At 63.1% G+C, this 25,248-nt stretch carries 18 protein-coding genes and 1 riboswitch; of the genes, 8 read left to right on the plus strand and 10 right to left on the minus strand.

Annotation, left to right across the window (positions count from 1 at the left end; all coding sequences use genetic code 11):
- Nucleotides 1-183: 183 nt before the first annotated feature.
- The gene (locus AC3IR3_RS03030) at nt 184-870 is read left to right on the plus strand and encodes a response regulator transcription factor (RefSeq protein WP_132142191.1); all 687 of its coding nucleotides are present in this window, start codon (nt 184-186) and stop codon (nt 868-870) included.
- A complete protein-coding gene (locus AC3IR3_RS03035; protein WP_489195554.1) occupies nt 854-2,140 on the plus strand; it encodes a sensor histidine kinase in 1,287 nt (428 codons plus the stop codon). Before AC3IR3_RS03030 ends, AC3IR3_RS03035 begins: the two co-directional genes overlap by 17 nt.
- Before the next feature lie 65 nt (nt 2,141-2,205).
- Here the strand turns inward: AC3IR3_RS03035 and AC3IR3_RS03040 are convergent, their stop codons facing one another.
- From AC3IR3_RS03040 to ahcY, 5 genes are all read right to left on the minus strand, one after another.
- On the minus strand, nt 2,206-3,123 hold the full coding sequence (locus AC3IR3_RS03040; protein ID WP_489195555.1) for a branched-chain amino acid transaminase: 918 nt from the start codon (nt 3,121-3,123) through the stop codon (nt 2,206-2,208).
- 55 nt (nt 3,124-3,178) lie between these two features.
- Complete coding sequence (locus AC3IR3_RS03045; protein ID WP_489195556.1) at nt 3,179-3,697, minus strand: DUF4124 domain-containing protein; 519 nt, start codon at nt 3,695-3,697, stop codon at nt 3,179-3,181.
- A 251-nt stretch (nt 3,698-3,948) separates the two neighbouring features.
- Nucleotides 3,949-4,773, minus strand: coding sequence for a methylenetetrahydrofolate reductase [NAD(P)H] (gene metF / locus AC3IR3_RS03050; protein WP_132142188.1), 825 nt, complete (start codon nt 4,771-4,773; stop codon nt 3,949-3,951).
- Between the two features lie 63 nt (nt 4,774-4,836).
- A complete protein-coding gene (locus AC3IR3_RS03055; protein WP_489195557.1) occupies nt 4,837-7,092 on the minus strand; it encodes a glycoside hydrolase in 2,256 nt (751 codons plus the stop codon).
- A gap of 127 nt (nt 7,093-7,219) precedes the next feature.
- A complete protein-coding gene (ahcY, locus tag AC3IR3_RS03060) occupies nt 7,220-8,650 on the minus strand; it encodes an adenosylhomocysteinase (protein WP_489195558.1) in 1,431 nt (476 codons plus the stop codon).
- Between the two features lie 17 nt (nt 8,651-8,667).
- A riboswitch (S-adenosyl-L-homocysteine riboswitch) is annotated at nt 8,668-8,757 on the minus strand.
- A 94-nt stretch (nt 8,758-8,851) separates the two neighbouring features.
- Here ahcY and ppc point away from each other — a divergent pair.
- Entirely contained in the window at nt 8,852-11,557 is a 2,706-nt protein-coding gene (gene ppc, locus AC3IR3_RS03065; protein WP_489195559.1) for a phosphoenolpyruvate carboxylase, read from the plus strand.
- Between the two features lie 103 nt (nt 11,558-11,660).
- On the opposite strand, the gene AC3IR3_RS03070 is transcribed toward ppc, so the two are convergent.
- Genes AC3IR3_RS03070 through AC3IR3_RS03080 form a run of 3 tightly spaced genes read right to left on the minus strand, consistent with a single transcriptional unit; the run spans nt 11,661 to nt 15,790 of the window.
- A complete protein-coding gene (locus AC3IR3_RS03070; protein ID WP_489195560.1) occupies nt 11,661-13,529 on the minus strand; it encodes an ATP-binding cassette domain-containing protein in 1,869 nt (622 codons plus the stop codon).
- 24 nt (nt 13,530-13,553) lie between these two features.
- The gene (locus AC3IR3_RS03075) at nt 13,554-14,597 is read right to left on the minus strand and encodes an aldose epimerase family protein (protein ID WP_489195561.1); all 1,044 of its coding nucleotides are present in this window, start codon (nt 14,595-14,597) and stop codon (nt 13,554-13,556) included.
- A gap of 14 nt (nt 14,598-14,611) precedes the next feature.
- Nucleotides 14,612-15,790 carry a XylR family transcriptional regulator gene (locus tag AC3IR3_RS03080; RefSeq protein ID WP_489195562.1) on the minus strand — a complete coding sequence of 393 codons (1,179 nt, stop codon included), beginning with the start codon at nt 15,788-15,790 and terminating at the stop codon, nt 14,612-14,614.
- Nucleotides 15,791-15,967: 177 nt separating this feature from the next.
- Between AC3IR3_RS03080 and xylA the strand changes: the two genes are divergently transcribed.
- The 5 genes from xylA (at nt 15,968) to AC3IR3_RS03105 (ending at nt 22,672) form a co-directional block, all read left to right on the plus strand.
- Nucleotides 15,968-17,284 carry a xylose isomerase gene (gene xylA / locus AC3IR3_RS03085; protein WP_489195563.1) on the plus strand — a complete coding sequence of 439 codons (1,317 nt, stop codon included), beginning with the start codon at nt 15,968-15,970 and terminating at the stop codon, nt 17,282-17,284.
- Nucleotides 17,285-17,312: 28 nt separating this feature from the next.
- Entirely contained in the window at nt 17,313-18,815 is a 1,503-nt protein-coding gene (gene xylB, locus AC3IR3_RS03090; RefSeq protein WP_489195564.1) for a xylulokinase, read from the plus strand.
- Nucleotides 18,816-18,841: 26 nt separating this feature from the next.
- The gene (gene xylF / locus AC3IR3_RS03095; protein WP_489195565.1) at nt 18,842-19,855 is read left to right on the plus strand and encodes a D-xylose ABC transporter substrate-binding protein; all 1,014 of its coding nucleotides are present in this window, start codon (nt 18,842-18,844) and stop codon (nt 19,853-19,855) included.
- Nucleotides 19,856-19,939: 84 nt separating this feature from the next.
- The gene (locus AC3IR3_RS03100) at nt 19,940-21,484 is read left to right on the plus strand and encodes a xylose ABC transporter ATP-binding protein (RefSeq protein WP_489195566.1); all 1,545 of its coding nucleotides are present in this window, start codon (nt 19,940-19,942) and stop codon (nt 21,482-21,484) included.
- A gap of 42 nt (nt 21,485-21,526) precedes the next feature.
- Nucleotides 21,527-22,672: a sugar ABC transporter permease gene (locus tag AC3IR3_RS03105; RefSeq protein WP_489195567.1), complete on the plus strand. Its 1,146-nt coding sequence runs from the start codon at nt 21,527-21,529 to the stop codon at nt 22,670-22,672.
- A gap of 257 nt (nt 22,673-22,929) precedes the next feature.
- On the opposite strand, the gene AC3IR3_RS03110 is transcribed toward AC3IR3_RS03105, so the two are convergent.
- On the minus strand, nt 22,930-23,205 hold the full coding sequence (locus AC3IR3_RS03110) for a hypothetical protein (RefSeq protein WP_489195568.1): 276 nt from the start codon (nt 23,203-23,205) through the stop codon (nt 22,930-22,932).
- A 717-nt stretch (nt 23,206-23,922) separates the two neighbouring features.
- Complete coding sequence (gene metK, locus AC3IR3_RS03115) at nt 23,923-25,137, minus strand: methionine adenosyltransferase (protein WP_132142176.1); 1,215 nt, start codon at nt 25,135-25,137, stop codon at nt 23,923-23,925.
- Nucleotides 25,138-25,248 lie beyond the last annotated feature (111 nt).

The following is a 25,248-nucleotide window of genomic DNA, read 5'->3' on the forward strand; positions in this document are numbered from 1 at the left end:
CGGGGCAGTAGCTTGGGCCCAGGGCAGACGAGAGTCTGGTCTGGGCCTTTCTTTGTCCTCAAGGAGCGGAGTCAAAGAAAGATTGAGGCGTTACGACGCTATTCTCACTCTTCACACTAGACTCTATGCTCTCGATACGGGGCACTGGCCCCTGCGAGTCCAAAGCCATCCACGGAGTGCCGCATGCGCGTACTGGTGATCGAAGACAACAACGACATCGCCACCAACATCGGCGATTACCTCGAAGACCGTGGCCATGTGGTTGATTTCGCCGGCGACGGCGTGACCGGCCTGCATCTGGCCGTGGTACACGACTTCGACGTCATCGTGCTCGACCTGACGCTGCCCGGCATGGACGGCCTCGACGTGGCGCGAAAGCTCCGGCACGAAGCCCACAAGCAGACCCCGGTGCTGATGCTGACCGCGCGCGACGCGCTGGAGCAGAAGCTCACCGGCTTCGAGTCGGGCGCGGACGACTACATGACCAAGCCCTTTGCGCTGCAGGAACTGGCGGCCCGCCTGGAAGTGCTGGCGCGGCGCGGCAAGGGTCCGCAGAGTCGGGTGCTGAAAGTCGACGGTCTTACCTACAACCTCGACACCCTGACGGTGAACCGCGAGGGCAAGTCGATCCAGCTCAATCCCATCGGCCTCAAGCTCCTTCAGGCCCTGATGGAGGCAAGCCCGTCGGTGGTTACCCGGCAGGATCTGGAACAACGTGTCTGGGGCGAGGAACTGCCGGACAGCGACTCGCTGCGCGTCCATATCCATGGCCTTCGCGCGGCGATAGACAAGCCGTTCGAGAAGCCGCTCATCCACACGCGTCACGGTATTGGATACCGCATGGTCGATCCGGATGCGGTCCAGACGTAAGCTTCGTTTCCGCCTGATCGTCTCGTTCGCGCTCTTCGGCTTCGGCCTGAGTGCGCTGTTCGCGGTCGCGGCGCTCAATATCCGCGAGCGCGTCGAAGACCAGCTCGTCAACGCCAGCTTGCTGGACGATGCCCGCTACGCGAACGAGCAGGTCGTCGCGCATCCTGGCGAGCCCATCGCGTCGAAGTTGCTCGCCGCCAAGCTATTCAGCGATCGCACGCTCTACAAGGCGCCGCTTTCGTGGCAGACGCTGGACACCGGCGTGCACGACATCTACGAGGTCGATCCCGAGACCGCCCAGCGTCGTCACTACAAACTGGCGGTCTATCGCGACAAGGGCATCATCAGCTTCCTTCGTTACGACGCCTCGCGCGAAGAACTGGGCAAACAACAACTGCTTATCAGTGTCATCGGCGCCGTATTCCTGTTCGGCCTGCTCTCGCTGGCGCTGGGTTTCTGGCTGTCGCGCAAGGTGCTCAAGCCCGTCACCGAGCTGGCAAAGCGTCTGCGCGATTTCCGCAAGATCGGCAAGGCGGAGCCGCTGGCGCCGCACTTCGCGGACGACGAGGTCGGCCAGCTGGCCCAGGCGCTGGACGAATACGCGACGCGGCTTACGGCCGTCGTCGAGCGGGATCGCGAATTCAACTCCGACGTCAGCCACGAATTGCGCACACCATTGGCTGTTATCGCCAGTACGACCGAGCTTCTGCAGGGTTCGCCCGATCTGACCGACAAGCTGCGCGAGCGCCTGAAGCGTATCGAGCGAGCCTCGCGTCAGGCCACCGAACTGATCGAAGCGCTGCTATTGCTGTCGCGTGCCGAGCGGCGCGGACCGACGCGTGGCGAAAGCACCGACGTTGCCAAGGTCGCGGCCGACGTCATCGAGAGTCAACGTCCGCAGATAGGCGGCAAGTCCATCGATATCGAGCTGATCGTCGGCGATACGGTTACCGTCAACGCGCCTGCGTCGGTGCTGTCCGTCGCGCTCACCAATCTCATCGGCAATGCCATCAAGTACACGATGCAGGGCAAGGTCACCGTACGTGTGATCGACGGCCGCATCGATGTACTCGACACGGGGCCGGGCATCAAGCCCGAAGATGCCGAAAAGCTCTTCCAGCGCGGTATTCGCGGTGAGGGGGCTGCTGGCGGCGGTGCGGGTCTGGGGCTCGCGATCGTGCGTCGCCTGTGCGAGCTGTACGGCTGGGACGTATCCCTACGTCCCCGGCCGGAAATGGCGGGCGCGGTGTCGACCATCGACTTCCGCTAAGACCGCGTCAGCAATCGTAGGAGCCCGCAAGCGGGCTCCTACGACAGTGGGGACGCCGCTTTCGATCAGAGCTTTTCCAGCCAGCCCCAGCGATCCGTCGTCTCGCCGGTGAACAGCCCGAAGAACCGCTCCTGCAAACGACGCGTGATCGGACCGGCCTTGCCGCTGCCGACCTGCTTGCCGTCGACCGAACGGATTGGCGTGACTTCCGCCGCCGTGCCGCACATCAGGATCTCGTCCGCCAGATAGAGGTACTCGCGCGGCAGGTCGCGCTCGACCACTTCCAGGCCTTCCTCGCGTGCCAGCACGATCAGCGTGTTGCGCGTGATGCCGGCAAGGATGGACGCGCTGGCCGGCGTGGTATGCAGAACACCGTCGAATACCAGGAACAGATTCTCGCCCGCACCTTCGCTGAGCAGGCCCGTGGAAGCCAGTGCAATACCCTCACCGAAGCCAAGGCGACGCGCTTCGCGCGCGATCAGCTGGCCGGAGAGATAGTTGCCGCCCGCCTTGGCGCCGGCCGGAATGGTGTTGGGTGCGAACCGCTGCCAGCTCGACACGCAGGCGTCGATGCCGTTTTCCAGCGCCTCGGGTCCGAGGTACGGGCCCATCGGCCAGGTCGCTACTGCGACGTCGGTCGGGCATTCGGCCGACAGGCCGAAACCGCCAAGGCCGCGGAACGCCACGGGACGCAGATACGCCGCGAGCAGGTCGTTCTTTTTCACCACGTTACGGCAGGCCGCAGCCAGCTCGTCGATGGTGTAAGGAATCTCGATGTCGTAGATCTTCGCCGAGAGGTACAGACGCTTCAGGTGATCCGTGAGCCGGAAAATCGCTGCGCCGTCGGGCGTCGCGTAGCTACGGATGCCTTCGAAAACCGATGAACCATAATGGAGGGCATGGGCCATGACATGCACGGTGGCATCGCGCCACGGCTTGATCTCGCCGTTCTGCCAGATCCATTCGGGGTAGTTCTGCGACATGAGGGGGTCTCCAGGTGACCGCCCATAATAGCCCGACACGGTTGGCGCGGCACCCTCAGTCCGGTGGCCGAAGCCAGAGGCAGCCCGCCTGCCGGGCGATCCCGAACCGCGACGTCCGGCTGCCGCCGGCGTCCGACGTGGTCACTGCGATCTCGGACGCCGAGTCGGCATCCTCGCCGGCGCCGCCTACGGAAACCAGCGGCTGGCGCAGCATGGCGCCGATGACCTGGATATCGGCCACGGCACCTTTGGACCCGTACCCATCCCACAGCACCACCCCGCCGATCCGGTTCGCCTCCCTCGTCGCGAACGCGTCGACGATGACCTGGCGCAGGTCGGCGACGTGTTTGGCGCACAGCATGGGCAACGGTGGCGGCGCGCTGGACGCGTTTCCCGCAAGGGTGTCCGTTGGTGCCGGCACGGCCGCGGTAGCGTTCATCGCCGAACAGGGCTGGTCGGTGAAAACCGGTTGGCCGTTGGAGCCGATGCAGCGGCGGATGGGGTTCTGGGCGAGAGCGATGGCCGGCGCGCAGAGCAGGGCGATGGCGAAAGTGGCGCGGAGGAGGGTGGTCACGATGTCTCGCCAAGGGTAGCTGGCGGAGACTATCGGATCGGGCGTGAATGGCACGCGTGGTGTGTCACGGTTTTGAAGCGTGTGGCGCCGTCTCGCGAAAACCGGCTGCACCGCACTAGATTCCTGCCTGCGCAGGAATGACGATACGCGGTGGATAAGTGGGGGAGGCTCTGCGTCGCTCTCGGCCCCTCTTCGTCGTCGTTCCTGCGCAGGCAGGAACCTAGGGCGATCACGTACGAAAAAGCGACGCCTTACCCCAACCGCTCCAACACACTCGTCGTAGAACGCGCCCGATTGATCGTATAAAAATGTAGCCCCGGCGCTCCGCCATCCAGCAGCCGCCGGCACAGCTCGGCCACCACGTCGGCCGCCAGTTCGCGAATCGCCGCCGCATTGTCGCCATGGGCCTGCATCCGCTTCACGATCCAGCGCGGGATCTCCGCGCCGCACGCTTCCGAAAAACGCTGCAACTGGCTGAAATTCGCGATCGGCATGATGCCCGGCACGATGGGAATGTTCACGCCCAGTTTCGTTGCATCGTCCACGAAGCGGAAGTACGCATCGGCATTGAAAAAGTATTGCGTGATCGCGCCGTTCGCACCCGCGTCGACTTTCGTCTTGAAGTGTTGCATGTCCTTCAGCGCGTTTTCCGCCTGCGGATGGGTCTCCGGATACGCCGCCACTTCCACATGGAAGTGGTCGCCGCTGTGCTTGCGGATAAAGCTGACCAGCTCCGCCGCGTAGCGGAAGTCGCCGGGCGACGCCATGCCCGACGGCAGGTCGCCGCGCAGCGCCACGATGCGACGGCAGCCGGTTTCGCGGTAGGTATCGAGCAGGGCCGCGATCTCGGCCCGCGTGCCGCCCATGCAGCTCAGATGCGGCGCGACGCTGAGAGCATGCTCGGAGCGCAGGCGTTTCACCGTCTCGTCGGTATAGCTAAGCGTCGATCCGCCCGCCCCGAACGTCACCGACACGTAGTCGGGCGCATGGGACTTGAGCTTGCGTACGGTGGTATCGAGCTGAGCCCGCTGTTCGTCGGTCTTCGGCGGAAAGAATTCGAAGCTGATGGCGGGCATGGCTAGGGAACCGGCTGGATGTTGGCTCCGAGTATATATCTTTCAATCGAGATGAAAAGATGTCTATTTATCGACTTTGTAACAAGTCCTCGTTCCGTCCGGGTGAATCGCCGTCGCGCTGCGGGCATCGAACCGCTGTCCGCCAGTTTCCCTGTTTTCGTCGGAAAAGTTGGCGACGAGGCGGGTACCGTCCGCGAAGGTGGTCTGTTGCAAGCGGCGGTCAGCCGATAACCAGCTGAATCCGGTTAACGCCTGAGTGCCCAGCTTGCGATGGAGGGCACTGAAGAACGCATCCTGGCGCTTTATCGCGGGAAGGCGCGTCGCAAGACTGCCGGCACTCAGGTGATATAGCGCCGGTACGTTGTAGAGCATCTGGGTCAGTTCGCTGTCCGCATGGACGTTGGTCAGCTTCAGGTTGTCGAAGTGCCAGTGATGCGTCGTGACGATCGAATCGTGGAACACGGCCTGATACAGCGGGAGACGGAATGCCGGATCGAAGTGCACCGTGCGATATGGTTCTTTCATGGGAACGGGCTTGAAGAACACGGCCGGTTCATAGGCTGGGTACCAGTTGCCGACGTAGTAACGCGATCCCCGGTTCGGTTTGACCCCGACGCCCAGATCGCGATCGCCCCAGCCGATGACCGGTGTCTGCATGCCATGCGCGAAGACCAACCCTTGCGCCGTGGCCGCATTGCCTCCTTCGGAGCCGGTCGGCAGTCGAAGCGATGCGCTTACCCACGACATGCTTGCGATATTGCCGTCGGCATTTTGCTGCCGGGTCATCGTGGCACTTGGCCGGGTACTTTCGAATGACATTCCCGTGGCATATGCGTCGAGAAACCAGCTATTGAACGGAACCTTCGCGTGCAACGCGGAAATGCGCGCTTCGAGTAGCGGGCGAACGCAACGCGGGTCGGTGTAGTGACCATTGCCCTGAAAGCCTGGCCGGGGCGTTCCGTTCTCGCGAACGATCGCGCAGGTGGAGTAGGCCCGTTCGTCAAGATGTGCGGTGATCCAGTCCGGGTTTACGTCGCGAGGTAACGCCGTTTCGTAGGAATCGTAGGGCCCGATCAGATAACCCGCCTCAACGGCGGACGCGATGGCTTCCGGGTGCCACAGGCCGCCTTCCCATCCCTCGCCCAGACCGATCCAGAGATGGGATAGCCCAGATGCCCGCAACCGGTGCATCGTCGACAGAGAGACACCACCACCCCAACGCGACGGATCGTTCGTCAGCGCTGCACCGAAAACCTTCTTGACCTGTTCGCGCACGATTCCGTAGCTATCGACGAGTACCGTCATGTCGGGTTCGTCGCTTAGCCATCTATTTCTGGCTTCCGCATTGAGAGCGCTGTTGAGCGCATCCAGCAAGCTGCGTTTCTCGTAATCGTTCGGTGTACCTTCTGCTGTCGCAAGAAGCTTTCGCGATTCGGCATCGAAGCGATCTCTGAGTCGGCCCGCCAAAGGATCGGCTCCGCGGAGTGAGGCCACGAGTACGGTCCAGTCCCTGACATCGGGGGGCGCGAGTAATCCGCCGCCCCATAAATACACGTGTGTCGCGCCGATCAGCTTGTCGACATCCGGAGCAGTGTGGCGCTTGGCCTCGAGCGTTTCAAAACGATGCGTAGCGATCAGCCATCGCCGATACCGTTTCGCCGCATCGAGCAGGTCGGTGTCGCCTTCGCCCAGATGCAGGATCAGGGTGAGCGGCGTATCGACGTTGAGCGCGGTGAACTGGTGGCTTGCCGTGACAGCAAGCGCATCGTCATCGGCGCTGAACCGAAGTCGATTGTCGAATGGGCTGGTCAACAACCAGCTAAGCGAGAACGCACCATGGTTATTTCCCCACAGCGGCAGGCTGAGATCCTCGGCGGTATTCGTCTCGCCCATGTTTTCGACCATGAACTGCCGCCAGACAGCGTTGCCCCGAGGAACGTAATGTCCTTCGGCCAATGGCAGGATCAGTCCTTGTCCCATCGCCGCCCCGGGCTGGCGCAAGAACCGGAGTTCGCCGGGATTTTTTGCATGAATCGTCAGCGCGAGGTCTTGCCCTTCCAGTACCGCATCGACGCGGTAGGCCTCGTCGTCCCACGACCATGTGGCATGGGCATCGGTGGCGATGAGCGATGCCACGCGATGCCCATCCACGCCGGTCGAAACGGTGACCGGCGCCTGGTGGGCCGGTGTTGCCCTGATGGCAAAAGTGTCGGGTTCGACCGTCACCTGCCATTGCGCGTTCTTGAGTACGACGCCGGCGAACGACGATGACGATACGAGAGCGGTACAAAGTGCCACCAGTCCATGGATGAGGCGCATAACGGTTCTTCCTTGAGAGCTACGGGGTAACTCGTACACGCTAGTTATCGCGGATGGCAATTTCCGGGCAAAAAAAGAGCGGCCCGAAGGCCGCTCCTTTCATGGCGCCGGGATGCGGTGCAATCAATCAATAACGATAATGATCCGGCTTGTACGGACCTTCGACCGGCACGCCGATGTATTCGGCCTGTTCCGGCGTCAGCTTCGTCAGCTTCACGCCGATCTGCTCCAGATGCAGGCGTGCGACTTCTTCGTCGAGCTTCTTCGGCAGGCGGTAGACCGACTTCTCATAGAGATCCTTGTTCGCCCACAGATCGATCTGCGCGAGCGTCTGGTTCGAGAAGCTGTTCGACATCACGAAGCTCGGGTGGCCATGGGCGCAACCGAGGTTCACCAGACGGCCTTCGGCCAGCATGTAGATGGCGCGGCCCGAAGCGAACGTGTAACGGTCGACCTGCGGCTTGATCGTCTCGCGGGAGACGTCCTTCGCCGTGTTCAGGCGATCGATCTGGATTTCGTTGTCGAAGTGGCCGATGTTGCAGACCAGGGCGTTGTTCTTCATCGCCGCCATGTGTTCCAGCGTGATGATGTCCTTGTTGCCCGTGGTGGTGACATAAATGTCGGCGATGCCCAGGGTTTCTTCGATCGTCGTGACCTGGAAGCCTTCCATCGCCGCCTGCAGGGCGTTGATCGGATCGATTTCCGTCACGATAACGCGCGCGCCGAAGCCCTTCAGCGAATGGGCGCAACCCTTGCCCACGTCGCCGTAGCCGCAGACGACCGCGACCTTGCCGGCGACCATCAGGTCGGTAGCGCGCTTGATGCCATCGGCCAGCGACTCGCGGCAGCCGTAGAGGTTATCGAACTTGCTCTTCGTGACCGAGTCGTTGACGTTGATCGCGGGCACCAGCAGCTTGCCGGCTTCGGCCAGCTGGTAAAGACGGTGGACGCCGGTCGTCGTTTCTTCGGACACGCCGCGCCATTCGGCCGCGACCTTCGTCCAGAAGCCCGGGCGCTCTTTCGCGACGCGCTTCAGCAGGTCCTTGATGACCTGTTCCTCGTGATTCGCGCCCGGGCTGTTCACCCAGTCCGAACCCTGCTCGAGTTCCAGGCCCTTGTGGATCAGCAGCGTGGCGTCGCCGCCATCGTCGACGATCAGCTGCGGGCCGGTCTCGCCCGGATGGGTCAGCATGTCGAGCGTGCAGTCCCAGTACTCTTCCAGCGACTCGCCCTTCCAGGCGAACACCGGCAGGCCACCGGCGGCCATGGCCGCGGCGACGTCGTCCTGCGTCGAGAAGATGTTGCAAGAAGCCCAACGAACCGATGCGCCGAGTTCGCGCAGCGTTTCGGCGAGGACCGCGGTTTCCTTGGTGACATGCAGCGAGCCCGAAAGACGTACGCCCTGAAGGGGCTTTTCTTTCGCGTAGCGGGCGCGGATCTGCATCAGGCCCGGCATTTCCTCTTCCGCCATGCGGATGCGGCGGCGGCCGAGGGCGGCTTGCGAAATATCGCGGACGTTGTAATCGTGGGTCACGTTGTCTTGGGTGACGGCGTTCATTGGCGTAGCTCCGGATGGTCACGGGGGCGCCGTTGTCGAACACGCCGCGCCGAGCCTGGCCGGTGGTAAGCATGAAAGCCCCAACGGTCGCAGCGCCCCTCGGCGGGCAAAACGGACGCCGATTATATCTCCTAATCGCCATGAGCGGATGAACGTCGGTTTCGGTACTCTCGGGGTTCGATCCATGCAGACGAGATCCCGATGGAAGCCGCACGCGACGCTGAATTCCTCCCCCACGACGGCCCGCTACGCGAGGATGTACGCCGTTTAGGGGCCCTCGTCGGACAAATGCTGGCCGAGCAGGGCGGGCAGGCATTCTTCGAACAGGTGGAACACGTCCGCACCGCCGCCATCCAGCGCCGCCGCAGCGGCGAAGCCGTCGAGGCCCTGGCAAAGCCGTTGACCGGCCTGGATGCGGCCGGAGCCGAGGCGCTCGCCCGTGCCTTCGCCACTTATTTCCAGGCGGTGAATACCGCCGAGCGCGTACATCGCATCCGGCGCCGCCGCGACTACCAGCGCGAAGGCTCGTCGCCGCAGCCGGAGTCACTGGCCGCCGTGCTGGCGCGGCTGAAGCACGAAGGCGTCGGTCGCGACGAACTGGTGGCATTGCTCGGTCGGCTGGACGTCGAACCGGTATTCACGGCCCACCCGACCGAAGCGGTACGACGTTCGCTGCTGGAGAAAGAACAGGAAATCGTCCGCGCGCTGGTGGACGAATTCGATCCGACACGTACGCCGCAGGAACTGCGCGACGACGACGCGCGCATCCTGATGGCGCTGTCCGCGGGCTGGCAAACCGCCGAAGCCTCACCGGTGCGTCCAAGCGTGCAGGACGAATTCGACCACGTCGGTTTCTATATCGCCCGTCCCATTTATCGCGTACTGCCCGCGTTGTACGAAGCCTTGCAGCAGGCGCTGGGCGAAACCTATGGCGAAGACATCGTCCCCCCGCGCCTGCTTCGTTTCGCCACCTGGGTCGGTGGCGATATGGACGGTAACCCGAATGTCGGTGCCGAAACGATCGCGGCCAGCCTATCCGCCCAGCGTTCGCTGGTGCTGGAACGCTACGGCGAAGACCTGGGCGAGCTGGCGCGTCTGCTCAGTCAGACCGAAGACCGCGTCGATCTCGACGAGAAACTGGTGCGCCGTCTGGAAGATTACCGCGAACGTCTTCCAGACACCGCCGCACACATCCGTCCACGTCACGCGGACATGCCATATCGTTGCTTCCTCGCCTTCGTAAGCGCACGCATCGACGCAACCCGGCACGAACAGGACGACGCATACGCGTCCGCCGATGAGTTCATTGGCGACATCGCACTGGTCGAAAAAAGCCTCGCCACGAATTGCGGCGAACACGCCGGTGCATACGCCGTTCGCCGTCTGTTGTGGCGCGCGCGTACGTTCGGCTTCCATCTCGCCCGCCTCGACGTCCGTCAGGATGCCCGGGTACACGACGAAGCGCTTGCGGCGTTGCTCGGCGAAGACGACTGGGCGCAGCGCGACACCGCACGCCGCGTCGCCACCCTGCGCCCCTATGCCAGCGGCGAGCGCAGCTTTGTCGCTGGCGAGAACAACGAAGCGGCGACCATGCTGCGCGACGTCTTCGCCACGCTCGCCGACTCGCGCAAACGCTACGGCAGCGAAGCGACAGGCCTTTACATCATCAGCATGGCCGAAACAGCGGCGGACGTACTCGCCGTCCTCGCGCTCGCGCGTCGCGGCGGCCTGCTCGAAAACGGCCGCGTTCCCCTCGATGTCGCGCCGCTGTTCGAAACCATCGACGACCTGAAAGGCGGCCCGGAAACATTGCAGGCGCTGCTGGACGATCCGGTCTATCGCGATCACCTGAAAGCGCGCGGCGACCGGCAATGGGTCATGCTGGGCTATTCGGATAGCGGCAAGGACGGCGGCACCGTCGCATCGCGCTGGGGTCTGCAACGTGCACAGGTGGAAATGCTGGAAGTGGCGCATGGCGCCGGCATCCGGCTCGGGTTCTTCCATGGTCGCGGCGGCTCGGCCAGCCGTGGCGGTTCGCGCATCACCCCCGCGCTCATGGCATCGCCACGCGGTTCGGTAGGTGGCGTGCTTCGTGTGACGGAGCAGGGCGAGGTCATCCATCGCAAATACGGCATTCGCGCACTGGCTGTGCGTAACCTGGAACAGACGCTGGGCGCCGTATTGCGTGCCTCGCTGCGACCGCGCATCGAAGAAAAGCGCGAACCGCAGTGGAAAGAGACGATGGCGCGGCTGTCCGATCGCAGTCGCGTAGCATATCGCGCATTCGTCGATACGGAAGGTTTCGTCGAGTACTTCCGTGGTGCCACGCCGATCGACGTGATCGAACGCATGACGCTGGGATCGCGTCCGGCGCGTCGTCGCAGCATGAAAGGTGTAGAAGATCTCCGTGCGATTCCCTGGGTATTTGCCTGGACGCAATGCCGTGCTGTGCTGACGGGCTGGTATGGACTAGGCAGCGCTCTGGACGAGGTATCGAAAGAATGTGGCGAGCAGGCGCTGGTCGACATGGCGCACGACTGGCCGTTCTTCTCGACCATGCTGGACGATGTGGAAATGATTCTGGCAAAAGCCGATCTGGCTATTGCCGAAGCGTTCTCGCAACTTGCCGGCGAACGCCACGCTACATTCTTCCCGATGATCCGCGATGAATTCGAGCGCACGGTACGTTGGGTGCTGAAGCTGAAGGGTGCCGATGAATTGCTGGCGAGCGACCCGCGTCTGGCTACGTCTATTCGCCTGCGCAATCCGTATGTCGATCCGATGAGCTTGTTGCAGGTCGATTTGCTGAAGCGCTGGCGCGCCACGGGCGGTCAGGACGATGGATTGTTGAAAGCGCTGGTCGCGTGCGTGAATGGTGTGTCGCAGGGGTTGCAGAACACGGGTTGATTGGTGTCGCGGCGCCTTGAAGAGCTGATCGAGCGTAGCCGCGACAACCCAATGCACCGCACTGGGTCCCTGCCTGCGCAGGGACGACGAGCGCTCTTCAGCGTCAACCGTTTTCTAGTTCTTCCCAGCGCTTGTAAGCCGCATCCAGCTCGGCTTGCAGCTTCGCGATGGCTTCGTTGTTACGAACGATCACCGCATTGTCCTGCTGGAAATAGCCGGGCGCATTCATCGCTTCGGTACGCGTGGCGATGTCCTTCTCCAGCGTCTCAAGCTTCTCGGGAAGCAGGTCGAGTTCGCGCTGTTCCTTGAAGCTCAGCTTGCGCTTCGCAGGAGCGGGAGCCGGAGCGGATGTCGCTGGCAGCTGAGCTTTCGACGCGCGTGCCATCGCGGCCGCGGCAGCCGGGCGCTGGCGCACCCAGTCGTTATAGCCGCCGATGTATTCGCCGACGACGCCATCGCCTTCCAGCACCAGCGTGCTCGAAACGACGTTGTCGATGAACGCACGGTCATGCGAAACGAGCAGCAGCGTGCCGCTGTATTCGCCGAGCAGTTCTTCGAGCAGCTCCAGCGTTTCGATGTCCAGGTCGTTGGTCGGTTCATCCATGACCAGCAGGTTGGACGGCTGCGCGAACAGCTTCGCCAGCAACAGGCGATTGCGTTCGCCGCCCGACAGGCGGGTGATGGGTGCGCGTGCGCGTTCCGGCGAGAACAGGAAATCCTGCAGGTAGCCGATGATGTGCTTGCGCGTGCCGTTGAGCTCGATGTACTCGCGACCTTCGGCCACGTTGTCCAGCGCATTCAGGCTATCGTCCAGCGTCGAACGATGCTGGTCGAAATAGGCGATTTCCAGTCCCGTGCCCAGCGTCACCTCGCCTTCCTGCGGCTTCAGCTCACCCAGCAGGATTTTCAGCAACGTACTCTTGCCCGCGCCGTTCGGACCGATGATGCCGACACGGTCGCCGCGCATGATCGTGGTGGAAAGATCGCGCAGCAACGTGCGGCCGCCATACGCCTGCGTCACGTTTTTCGCGTCCACGACCTTGCGGCCGCCGGACTGCGCGTTCGCCAGCGTAATCTTCGCGGTGCCGGTTACCTCGCGCCGCTCGGAGCGCTCGTTGCGCAGCGCCTTCAGCGCACGGACGCGACCTTCGTTACGGGTACGACGCGCCTTGATACCCTGACGAATCCAGACCTCTTCCTGCGCCAGCTTCTTGTCGAACAGCGCATTGGCCTGCGACTCGGCGTGCAGACGCTCTTCGCGGCGACGCAGGTAATTTTCGTAATCGCCCGGCCAGCTGGTCACATTGCCGCGGTCGATTTCGACGATGCGCGTCGCCAGCGAGCGCAGGAAGCTGCGGTCATGGGTGATGAAGATGATGCTGCCGCCGAAGTTCTTCAGGAAATCTTCGAGCCACGCGATCGCTTCGATATCCAGATGGTTGGTCGGTTCGTCCAGCAGCAGGAGATCGGGCGCGCGCACCAGGGCCTGGCCCATCAGTACGCGACGCTTCATGCCGCCGGAAAGATCGGCGAAGTCGGCCGTTTCCGGCAGTTCCAGCTGTTCCACGATCCGCTGCACACGGGCGTCCAGATCCCACGCGTTCTGCGCTTCGATCTGACTCTGCACGTCGCCCAGCGCGTCGAAATCGCCTTCGGCCAGCAGGTGGTGATAGCGGGCGAGCAGGTGACCGAGCTCGCCCAGGCCCTCGGCCACGACGTCGAAGACGCTGCCGGCGGTGCCCTGGGGGACTTCCTGGGTCAGACGCGCGATGCGCGTGCCGCCCTGAACGCGAATCTCGCCGTCGTCGGGATGAATCTCACCCGCGATGAGCTTGAGCAGGGTCGATTTGCCGGCGCCATTACGGCCGACGATACACACACGCTCGTTCGGTTCGATGGAAAGATCGACCTGTTCGAGCAGGAGGGGGCCGCCGATGCTGTAGTCGACGTGGATGAGTTGGATAAGAGACATCCCCCTAGTGTAGCGGACTGCCCCTCAGTCGACGCCGAGTCTGTACTGCGTGGTCTGCCGATAAACCGCTCCGGGCCGGAGGACCACCGCGGCGGCGTCGGGTCCGTTGATCTGGTCCGGGAAGGCCTGGGCCTCCAGCGCGAAGCCGGAAAAAGCCTCGTAATGGCCGCCTTCGCGGCGCCCGGTGCCGCCCAGTTTCTGGCCGCTGTAGAACTGCAGGCCGGGTTGATCCGTCGACACGGTCAGGCGCCGGCCGCTGGCCGGATCGGCCACGACGGCTACCTCGCGCAGCGATGCGTGGCCGCCGGTCAGAGCGTAGCAATGGTCGAAGCCGCCAGCGATCTTCAGCTGGTCGTCCGGCCAGAGCAGGCGCGCGCCGATGGGTGCCGCGTCGCGGAAATCGAAAGCCGAGCCAGCGACGGGCTGGCGCCGGTACGGAATGCCGCCCGCGTCGGTCGCCAGGAACGCATCCGCGTCGATGCGCAGCATGTGATCGCGGATGTCGCCGCGACGATCGTTGAGATTGAAATAGGGATGCGACGTCAGGTTCACCGGCGTGGCCGCATCGGTGTGAGCGGCGTATGCGATTTCCACCGTGCCGTTGTCGTCGAGGCGATAAGTCACCTCCACGCTCAGCTCGCCGGGGAATCCGCCTTCGCCCTCGGGCGATACGAGACGCAGGTGCAGTTCGCCAACCGACGCCTCGACCTCCCATAGTCTGTGGTGAAAACCGTCCAGTCCGCCATGCAGGTGATTGGGACCGTCGTTCCGGTCCAGCCGGTAGGGCACGTTATCCAGCTCGAAACGGCCATCGCGGATACGGTTGGCCCAGCGCCCGATGAGAGCCCCCATATACGCCGTCGCATCCAGATAGTCGCCCGGCGTGGCGTGACCTAGCAGCACATCGCCGAAGCGGCCCTGACGATCCGGTGCCTGCCAGGAAAGCAGGGTGCCGCCGAGATCGCTGATGTCGACCGTCATGCCGGTGGCGTTGCGCAGTGTCCAGCGATGCGCGGCGCGGCCGTCTGGCAGCACGCCCCAAGGCCGGGCGGAAGTAATGGCGTTCATGGATCGCTTCCGTGCTAGCTGGGGATGATCTGTCTATGGGCTTCGTGATACTGCCGCGGTGTGCAGTCGTATTCGCGGCGGAACACGGCATACATGTACTGCAACGAGGTGAAGCCGCAGCGCACGGCAATATCCGTGAGCGGCGTCGTCGAACCGGCGAGCAGTTCGCGCGCTGTTTCGAGTTTGTGTTGCAGGATGGCCTGGTGCACGGTCTGCTTCAGTTCGCGCTTGAAATGTTCTTCGAGCACCGTGCGCGAAATGCCGACATAGTCGGCCACCTGTTCGGTCTTGATGCCAAGACAGGCGTACTGGCGAATGTAATGGCTGGCGCGCATGACGTGCGGGCTTTTCACCGGCAGGTGCTTGCTCGACGCCTGCACGTTGATGCCGACCGGCGGCACCAGTACCCGTGTATCCGTGCAGGTGGCGCCGCGCAGCATCTGATGCAGGAGATGCGCAGCGGTGCGCCCCATTTCCTCCGCGCCCTGGATCACCGACGTCAACGGAATGCGCGTAAGCAACTGCGCCATCGGATCGTTGTCGATGCCGACGATGGCGACCTGCTCGGGTACCGAAATCTCTCCGATCACGCAGGCCTGCAAAAGCTGCCGCGCACGCGCGTCGGTCGCCGCGACGATACCGATCGGCTTGGGCAGCGAACGCAGCCATGCGACCAGTTCCTCTACCGCCTGGCCCCAGCCGCCCGCGCTGGTGGGCGAGCCGCGGTAGACCGTGCTTTCCATGCCGTCCGCGGCGAGAATGCGTTCGAAGGCACCTTCGCGCTCCAGCGCCCAACGACTGCGCGGATTGGGTGGCAGGCCGTAGAACGCAAAACGCTGCAAGCCCTGCTCGATCAGGTGATCGTAGGCCAGGCGCACCAGCTTCGCGTTATCGGTAGCGATATACGGCGTGTTGACGGGATAGGCGGCAGCATCGTGATACGACCCGCCCACCGCGACCACCGGCATCGTCAGATTGCACAGGGCGTCGGTGGCGTCCGGATCGTCGAAATCGGCAATGATGCCGTCGCCCTGCCAGCGATGGATGTCGCGCATGCGGCAACGGAAATCCTCCTCCATGAAGAGGTCCCATTCCACGCGAGTGGAGTTCAGATACTGGCCAATACCCGCGATGACCTGCCGGTCGTACACCTTGTTGGCGTTGAACAACAGCGCGATGCGATGCGGAGCCATGACTCTCGAAAGGAAGACCTGGCGGCTTGCCGGTCGCTCACGCTAGCACGAGGTCCGCCACCCCTCATGACGCAGCGCGGCAATGAAAAAGATCATCGGACTGGCGAATTTCGCAATTGCCCGCCAGAAGCCCCATCGTCAGCATCTTGGCTATTCGTCTAGCACTCGAGAACCGCCATGTCCTACTTCGACGCCATTCCGAAGATCCGCTTCGAGGGAACCGGATCGGATAATCCGCTCGCGTTCCATCACTACGATCCCAGCAAGAAGCTGTTGGGCAAGACCATGGCCGAACACCTGCGTCTGGCCGTCTGCTACTGGCATACCTTCGTATGGCCGGGCTCGGACGTATTCGGTGCCGGCACCTTCGAACGGCCCTGGCAGCAGGCCGGCGATCCGATGACCCAGGCACGCCTGAAGGCCGATGCCGCATTCGATTTCTTCTCGCGTCTGGGCACGCCTTACTACACGTTCCACGACACCGATATCGCGCCCGAAGGCAACAGCCTGGGCGAGTACCAGAAGAACCTCGCCGAGATGGTCGACGTGCTCGAGGCGAAGCAGGCCACGACGGGCATGAAGCTGCTCTGGGGCACCGCCAACGTGTTCAGCCATCCGCGTTATGCGGCCGGCGCCGCGACCAATCCGCAGCCGGACGTGTTCGCCTACGCGGCCACTCAGGTGCGTAATGCGATGGATGCCACGCTGCGTCTGGGCGGCGCCAACTACGTACTATGGGGTGGCCGCGAAGGTTACGACACGCTGCTCAATACCGATCTCAAGCGCGAGCGCGCGCAACTCGGTAGGTTCTTCCAGATGGTCATCGAGCATAAGTACAAGATCGGTTTCGACGGACTGATCCTGATCGAGCCGAAGCCGCAGGAACCTACGAAGCACCAGTACGACTACGACACCGCAACGGTCTACGGCTTCCTCAAGGAATTCGGCCTCGAAAACGAGGTGAAGACGAATCTGGAAGCCAACCACGCCACGCTCGCCGGTCATTCGTTCCAGCACGAGGTCGCCACGTCGATCGCGCTGGGCGTCTTCGGCAGCATCGACGCCAATCGCGGCGATCCGCAGAATGGCTGGGATACCGATCAGTTCCCGAACAGCGTCGAAGAACTCACGCTGGTGATCTACGAAATCCTGCGCGCTGGCGGTTTTACGTCCGGTGGCTTCAACTTCGATACCAAGGTGCGCCGTCAGAGTTCCGATCCGGCGGATCTGTTCCACGGGCACATCGGCGCGATCGATGCGCTGGCGCTTGGTCTGGAACGTGCCGCGAAGATGATCGAGCGCGACACGCTGGCCGAGCTGAAGGCCAGGCGCTATGCCGGATGGGACGGTACGTTCGGTCGCAAAATCCTCGACGGCGGCTTCAGCCTGGCCTCCATGGCAGACGACGCGGTTCTGCGCAATATCCATCCGAACCACCGGTCGGGCGAACAGGAACTGCTTGAAAACATCGTCAACCGCTATATTTATGGTTGATCCGGTCGGCAGGGATACGGACAGTCATATGTTTCTGGGCATCGATCTGGGCACATCGTCCGTCAAGGCCGTTCTGATCGACGAGGAAGGCGACGTGCGCGCCATGGCGTCCAGTCCGCTGGACGTATCCCATTCGCGACCGCGATGGTCCGAGCAGGACCCCGCGTCGTGGTGGACGGCGACGGAGGCGGCGGTCGGCGAAGCGCTGCGTGCGGCCGAACGCGCGGGCATCGGTCGCCGCCGCGTCTCCGGCATCGGTCTCAGCGGCCAGATGCACGGCGCCACATTGCTGGACAGCGCCGACCGCGTGCTTCGTCCGGCCATCCTGTGGAACGACGGGCGTTCCGATATCGAATGCGCGGAACTGGAACGTGTTCCGCATTTTCGCGATATCACCGGAAACCTGGCCATGCCGGGCTTCACGGCGCCCAAGCTCGCGTGGGTGCGCAAACACGAGCCCGGCGTTTTCGATCGTGTCGCGAAAGTCCTGCTGCCGAAAGATTATCTGCGTCTGCTGATGACCGGCGACTATGTCACCGACGCCTCCGATGCCGCGGGTACGCTCTGGCTGGACGTGGCGCGCCGGCAGTGGAGCGACGAGATGCTTGCCGCCACCGGTCTTACGCGCGCGAACATGCCCGAAGTACGCGAAGGCAGTCAGGCGAGCGGCCGTCTGCGTCGCGATGTCGCCGAGCGCTGGGGCATCGACACCGTGCCGGTCGCCGCCGGCGGTGGCGACAACGCCGCCGGTGCCGTGGGCGTGGGCATCGTGCGCCACGGTCAGGCGATGCTCTCGCTGGGAACATCCGGCGTGTACTTCGCTGTTTCCGACGGTTTCCGTTCCCGTCCCGAACAGGCGGTGCACAGCTTCTGTCATGCGTTGCCGGACACCTGGCACCTGATGTCGGTCATGCTCAACGCCGCCAGTTGCCTCGATTTCACCGCGCGTCTTACCGGTTACGCGGACGTACCGTCCCTGCTGGCCGACGGCGAATCCTTCGGGTTGCGTGAAGACGGCCCGATGTTCCTTCCCTATCTCACGGGCGAACGCACGCCGCACAACGATGCGCATGCGCGAGGTTCGTTCACGGGCCTGGGGCCGGACACCGTGCGGGCCGATCTGGTCAATGCAACGCTGGAAGGCGTGGGCCTTGGCCTTCTGGACGGCCTTCTCGCCGTGGAATCCACGGGCCTCGTCGCCGATGAGATCACCGTGATCGGTGGCGGATCGCGTAGCGCCTACTGGACCCAGATGCTTGCGGACATCCTTGGCAAGCCGCTCGTCCTGTGCCGGGGCGGCGAAGTTGGCCCGGCGCTGGGCGCCGCGCGCCTTGCTCACCTGGCCGCCGAGCCAGGTGCTACGCTCGACCAGGTCTGCCCGATGCCCGGGCGCCTGGCCGTTCGCGAACCCGATGCAGCGCGTCATGCTTATTTCCGCGAAACCCGCCACCCTTTGTTCCGCCGCTTGTACAAGCAGTTGAAGCCTATCTTTTCTGACGTCGCCAACGGCGCCGACATCCGCCCATCCTGAAGGGCGACCAGAGCTAAGGAGAGACCATGAAGCACAAGGCATTACACACATTGCTTGCCGTTTCCATGATTGCCGCGGGCATATTCGCCACGCCGCAGGCCCACGCCAGCAAGGACGCGCCGGTTATCGGCTTCTCTATCGACGATCTGCGTGTAGAGCGCTGGACCCGCGACCGCGACTACTTCATCGCTGCGGCCAAAGCGAAGGGCGCCACCGTAAAAGTCAGCTCCGCCGACGGCAACGAAGCGAAGCAGCAGTCCCAGATCGAAAACCTGATCGCCCAGAAAGTCGATGTGCTGGTCATCGTTCCGTTCAACGCCAAGACGCTCACCAACGTGATTGCCCAGGCCCAGAAGGCCGGCATCAAGGTCATTTCCTACGACCGCCTGATCCTCGGTGCCGACGTCGACGCCTATATCTCGTTCGATAACGAGAAGGTCGGCGAGATGCAGGCGCAGGGCGTCGTCAACGCGGCTCCGAAGGGCAACTACTTCCTGCTCGGCGGCGCTCCCACGGACAACAACGCCAAGATACTTCGCCAGGGCCAGATGAAGGTGCTGCAGCCGCTGATCGACAAGGGCGATATCAAGATCGTCGGCCAGCAGTGGACCAACGAGTGGCTCGCCGCCAATGCGCTGAAGATCGTCGAAAACGCACTCACGGCCAACAAGAACAACATCCAGGGCATCGTCGCTTCCAACGACGGTACGGCTGGCGGTGCCATCCAGGCGCTGGAAGGCCAGAAGCTGGCCGGCAAGGTTGCGGTATCCGGTCAGGATGCCGACCTGGCTGGCGTGAAGCGCGTCATCGCCGGTACGCAGACGATGACCGTGTACAAACCCATCAAGCAGATCGCCACCGATGCGGCCGAACTCTCGGTTCAGCTGGCCAAGGGCGAAACGCCGAAGTACACCAGCAAGCTCAACAATGGCAAGAAAGATGTCGATACGATCCTGCTGACGCCGACGCTGCTGACCAAGGCCAACGCGGATGTTGTCGTAAAAGACGGCTTCTACACGAAGGCCCAGCTAGGCCTGTAAAACCGGCGCCCCAAACGCGGGCGTCTGGTAAAAATGGGAAACCCCGCCGGGGAGGCGGGGTTTCTCCATGACGAGGGAGTGGGAGTGAGCGAGTACCTGTTCGAGATGCGCGATATCGTCAAGGAGTTCTCCGGCGTGCGCGCGCTCAATGGCATCAATCTGGCCGTGCGGCCCGGCGAGTGCGTCGGTTTGTGCGGTGAAAACGGCGCGGGTAAATCCACGCTGATGAAAGTCCTCTCCGGTGTTTATCCTTACGGCACGTGGGAAGGCGAGATCCTGTGGGACGGCAAGCCGCTGCATGCGTACTCCGTGCGCGACAGCGAAAAAGCCGGCATCGTCATCATTCATCAGGAACTGATGCTGGTACCCCAGCTATCCGTTGCCGAGAACATCTTCCTCGGCAACGAGATCCGCAAGTTCGGCGGACTGATGGATTACGACGCCATGTACGCCAAGGCCGAAGCGCTGCTCGCACGGCTGAAGCTGAAAGGCGTCAACGTGGCCGCGCCGGTCAGCAACTACGGCGGCGGTTACCAGCAACTGTTCGAAATCGCCAAGGCGCTTGCGAAGAACGCGCGCCTGCTGATCCTGGACGAGCCGTCGTCGTCGCTGACCTCCAGCGAGACCGACACGCTGCTGTCGATCATCGAAGACCTGAAGCGCGAAGGCGTGGCGTGTGTGTATATCTCGCACAAGCTGGAAGAAGTCGCGCGCGTCTGCGACACGGTGACCGTGATCCGCGACGGCAAGCACATCCTCACCAGGCCGATGAGCGAGATGACGACGCATTCGATCATCACGGCGATGGTCGGTCGCGAAATCGATAACCTGTTCCCGAAGAGCGAGCACCACGTGGGCGAGGTGATCTTCGAAGCCCGCCACGTGACATGCTGGGATGTCGCCAATCCGAACCGCAAGCGCGTCGACGACGTATCGTTCGAACTGCGTCGCGGCGAGATTCTGGGCATCGCGGGCCTGGTGGGGGCGGGGCGTACCGAACTGGTATCGGCTATCTTCGGCGCGTATCCGGGCCGTTCCACGGCCGAGCTGGTGCTCGAAGGCAAGCCGATCAAGGTAGCGTCGCCGCAGCAGGCGATCCGCGCCGGGCTCTCGCTGGTGCCGGAAGATCGCAAGCGCCAGGGCATCGTTCCGCTGCTTGGCGTGGGCGACAACATCACGCTGGCCACGCTTCAGCATTATTCGCATGCCGGCCGCATCGATCGCGCCGCCGAATTGCAGACCGTCGAAGCCGAGATCAAGCGTCTGCGCGTGAAGACAGCCAGCCCGGAGCTGGCCATCGCCGGCCTGTCCGGCGGCAACCAGCAGAAAGCCGTGCTGACCAAGATGCTGTTGCCCAGCCCGAAGGTGCTGATTCTCGACGAGCCCACGCGTGGCGTCGACGTCGGATCGAAGTTCGACATCTACACATTGATGTTCGAACTTGCCGCGAAGGGCGTGTCGATCATCATGGTCTCGTCCGAAATGCCCGAAGTGCTCGGCGTAAGCGATCGTGTGCTGGTGATGGGCGAGGGCAAGCTCAAGGGTAACTTCCCGAACGTCGGGCTGACCCAGGAGCAGGTGCTCGCCGCCGCCATAGACAGCGCGGCGGCGACACCGAACGCCGCCTGACACAAAACAAGAATCCCATTCCGCGTTTTCAGGGAAGCCGACATGCAAGCCCAGCAAGTGCAGCAACTGTTCGTCCGCTACAAGATCCTCGCGCTGCTTCTTGCCGTCGCGGTGATCTGGCTCTTCTTTCACATCAAGACGGGCGGCATTTTCGTCACGCCGAATAATCTGTCGAACCTGTTCCGGCAGATGGCGATCACCGGCATGCTCGCGTGCGGCATGGTATTCGTGATCATCGCCGGCGAAATCGATCTGTCCATCGGTTCGATGCTTGGCCTGCTCGGCGGCGTCGTGGCGATCCTGGCCGTCAATCACGGATGGGGTACCTGGTCGGCGATCGGTGTGGTGCTGCTACTCGGTCTTGCCATCGGCGCATTCAATGGCTTCGTCGTTACGAAGATGCGCGTGCCGTCCTTCATCGTCGGTCTGGGTGGCATGCTCGCGTTTCGCGGTCTGGTGCTTTATCTCACCGACAGCCAGACCATTGCGCCGGTACCCGACGATCTGGTGGCGCTGGGGCAGGGCTTCGTGCCGCCGCGGTTGTCGATCTACATCGGCGGCCTGATCTTCCTCGCTCTGGTGGCGCTGACCGCGCGTCGCCGCGTGCGCCGTGCGAAGCTCGGTCTTCAGCAGGGCGCGCTCTGGATCGATGTGGCGAAAGTCGTCGCGATCGGCGTGTTCATCGGCGCCTTCGTTCACATGCTGAACGATGCCGACGGCATTCCCATCCCGGTGATGATCCTGCTCGCGCTGCTCGCCGTGTTCTCGTATATCGCCACGCAGACGGTGTTCGGTCGCCACATCTACGCGGTGGGCGGCAATATGGAAGCCACGCGGCTTTCCGGCGTCAATGTGGCGGGCGTGAAGCTGGCTGTGTTCGCGATCATGGGTTTGATGTGTGCCTTCGCGGGCATCATCACAGTGGCGCGCACGGGTTCGGGTTCGCCGTCGGCGGGTACGGGGGGCGAGCTTGACGCTATCTCCGCCTGCTTTATCGGTGGTACGTCGATGCGTGGCGGTTCGGGTACGGTTTACGGCGCGCTGATCGGTGCGTTGGTGATGGCCAGTCTCGATAGCGGCATGCAGTTGATGGATGTCGATAACTCGTGGCAGATGATTATCAAGGGTGTGATTCTGGTGTTGGCTGTTTGGGTTGATGTGTTGTCTGGGTCTAATCGGAACGCTTAAGCGGTTGCGCTTTGCGCCGAGTCGTGCGGTAAACGGTATGGAGAACAAGAGCGCAACGCTGAAGATTCCCTCGCGCCACCTCACCCCTCACCGTCACCCCGGCGCACGCCGGGGTCCGTGGCGACCACGTGGGGGCAAGCCCGAACGCTGAGGTTTCCGCTTGAAAGCGACCATGGCCGTAGCGACCACCGACCGCCTCGCCGTGGGTCCCGGTGTGCGCCGGAACGACGGTGAGGAGAGTGGAGGCCTTCGACTCTCTATCGCTCGATGGTATCGGCGACACACCCTTTCTCGCGCCATATCGCCACGACAAACTCCGCCGCTTCATCGACCAACCGCCGCACGGCTGTCATGGCCTGCGACATCGTCGTCGCATCGAAATCGGTATGTGTCGAAAGCGCCAGCTGACTCAAGATCGCCGTCGATGCGGTAAGCCGCACCTGCGCAGCATCGTGCAACTCGTCCATGGAAAGCGCGAGATCGCCGCGACACACGGGACAGGAGGAGACGAGGGCGGGGAAGGGAGAGGACATGCACGGCTCCATGTGACCGAAGAGCCGCCACCCGCGATGCGCGAGGTGGCGGACGTGTCGGGGTCGAAACCGGTTACTAAAACCAAAACCCGGCCAGGCCGAAGCCTGCCCGACACGCCCGCCGTAAACACGCGGGAGTGAACGCAGGCGACATGAGTCGACCTGCGTAGTTTTAGTAACTCGGGTTTCGACGCCCGGCCGTCAAAGGAGTCGACGGCTCGCCAAGCATCGCAACCCGTCACCCACGCAGCCATCCGATTATTCCGAAAAATGCGTGGTAATTATTTGAGAATGCGATGAGGCCAAACCTTCCCTCACCGTCATTCCTGCGCAGGCAGGAATCTAGTGCGGTGCAATGAGTTATCGCGATAACGGTGGTTCGGCACTTCCTGCAACTTCGTGGATATCGCGCTCAGGCACGCTCCTACGCAAGACCCGCGAAGCGCTGGTAAGCCACCGCTCTTACCCCAAACTCCCTCACCGCTCGACGTGGCCTCGACGTGGGGACGGCGAGTTCTTTGCCTCACCCCCGCACGTCGTGCTGTCGCGAAGAGCTGATCGAGCGTAGTCGCGACAACCCATTGCACCGCACTGGGTCCCTGCCTGCGCAGGGACGACGGTGAGGGGCAGGTTTCTCTCGGCGCTGAATCGTTCGACGCGCGCAAAAAAAACGGGCGCCGCGAGGCGCCCGTCTTATCTCGCCATGTCCGAAGCGACTTACTTACGTTTCGCAACTCCAAGACCAGCAGCCTCGCGCAGCGCATCGGCTTTATCCGTCTTTTCCCACGAGAACGCGGTGAACGTGTTGCCGTTCGCGTCCGTGATGTCGTACGGGGTGCGGCCGAAGTGGCCGTTGGATGCCGTCGGCTGGTACATCGGGTGCACCAGGTCGAGCATCTTGATGATGCCGTACGGGCGCAGGTCGAAGTGCTTGCGGATCAGCTTTTCGATCTTCTCGTCGGAGATCTTGCCGGTGCCGAACGTCGTGACCGAAATCGAGGTCGGTTCGGCGACGCCGATGGCGTAGCTGACCTGGATTTCGCAACGGTCGGCGAGGCCGGCGGCGACGATGTTCTTCGCCACGTAGCGAGCCGCGTAGGCCGCCGAACGGTCGACCTTCGACGGATCCTTACCGGAGAACGCGCCACCACCGTGACGGGCCCAGCCGCCGTAGGTGTCGACGATGATCTTGCGGCCGGTCAGGCCGCAGTCGCCCACGGGACCGCCGATCACGAACTTGCCGGTCGGGTTGATGTGGAACTTGGTGCCCTTGTGCAGGAGCTTCGCCGGCAGCACGGGCTTCAGGATCAGCTCGCGCACGCCTTCGATCAGGTCCTTCTGCTTCACGCCCGGATCGTGCTGGGTGGAAAGCACGACGGCGTCGATGGCGACGGCCTTGCCGTCTTCATAACGCAGGGTGACCTGGCTCTTCGCGTCCGGGCGCAGCCACGGCAGCGGGCTGTTCTTCTTTTTGCGGACCTTGGTCTGCTGCTCGACGAGGCGATGCGCGTAGTGGATCGCCGCCGGCATGTATTCGTTGGTTTCGTTCGTCGCGTAACCGAACATCAGGCCCTGGTCGCCCGCGCCCTGTTCTTCCGGCTTTTTGCGGTCGACGCCCTGGTTGATGTCCGGGGACTGCTTGCCGATCAGGTTCAGCACGCCGCAGGTCTCGCCGTCGAAACCGACTTCGGAGCTGTCGTAGCCGATGTCGAGGATGACCTTGCGGGTCAGGGCTTCGAGGTCGATCCAGGCGCTGGTGGTGATCTCGCCGGCGACGATGGCCACGCCGGTCTTCACCAGCGTCTCGCAGGCCACGCGTGCACGCGAATCCTGGGCCAGGATGGCGTCCAGAACGGCGTCGGAGATCTGGTCGGCGATTTTGTCCGGATGGCCTTCGGAGACCGACTCGGAGGTGAAGAGGTAGCTGCTCATCGCGGTGATATATCCTTCTTTACGGATAAAGAGATGAATGGGGGCGGGCTATGATACACGGCCCTTGGCGGTTTTGCAGTCCAAGCCTATCGCGCCTCCCTGACGGTTGCG

Source organism: Luteibacter sp. GL_149 (assembly GCF_057834065.1).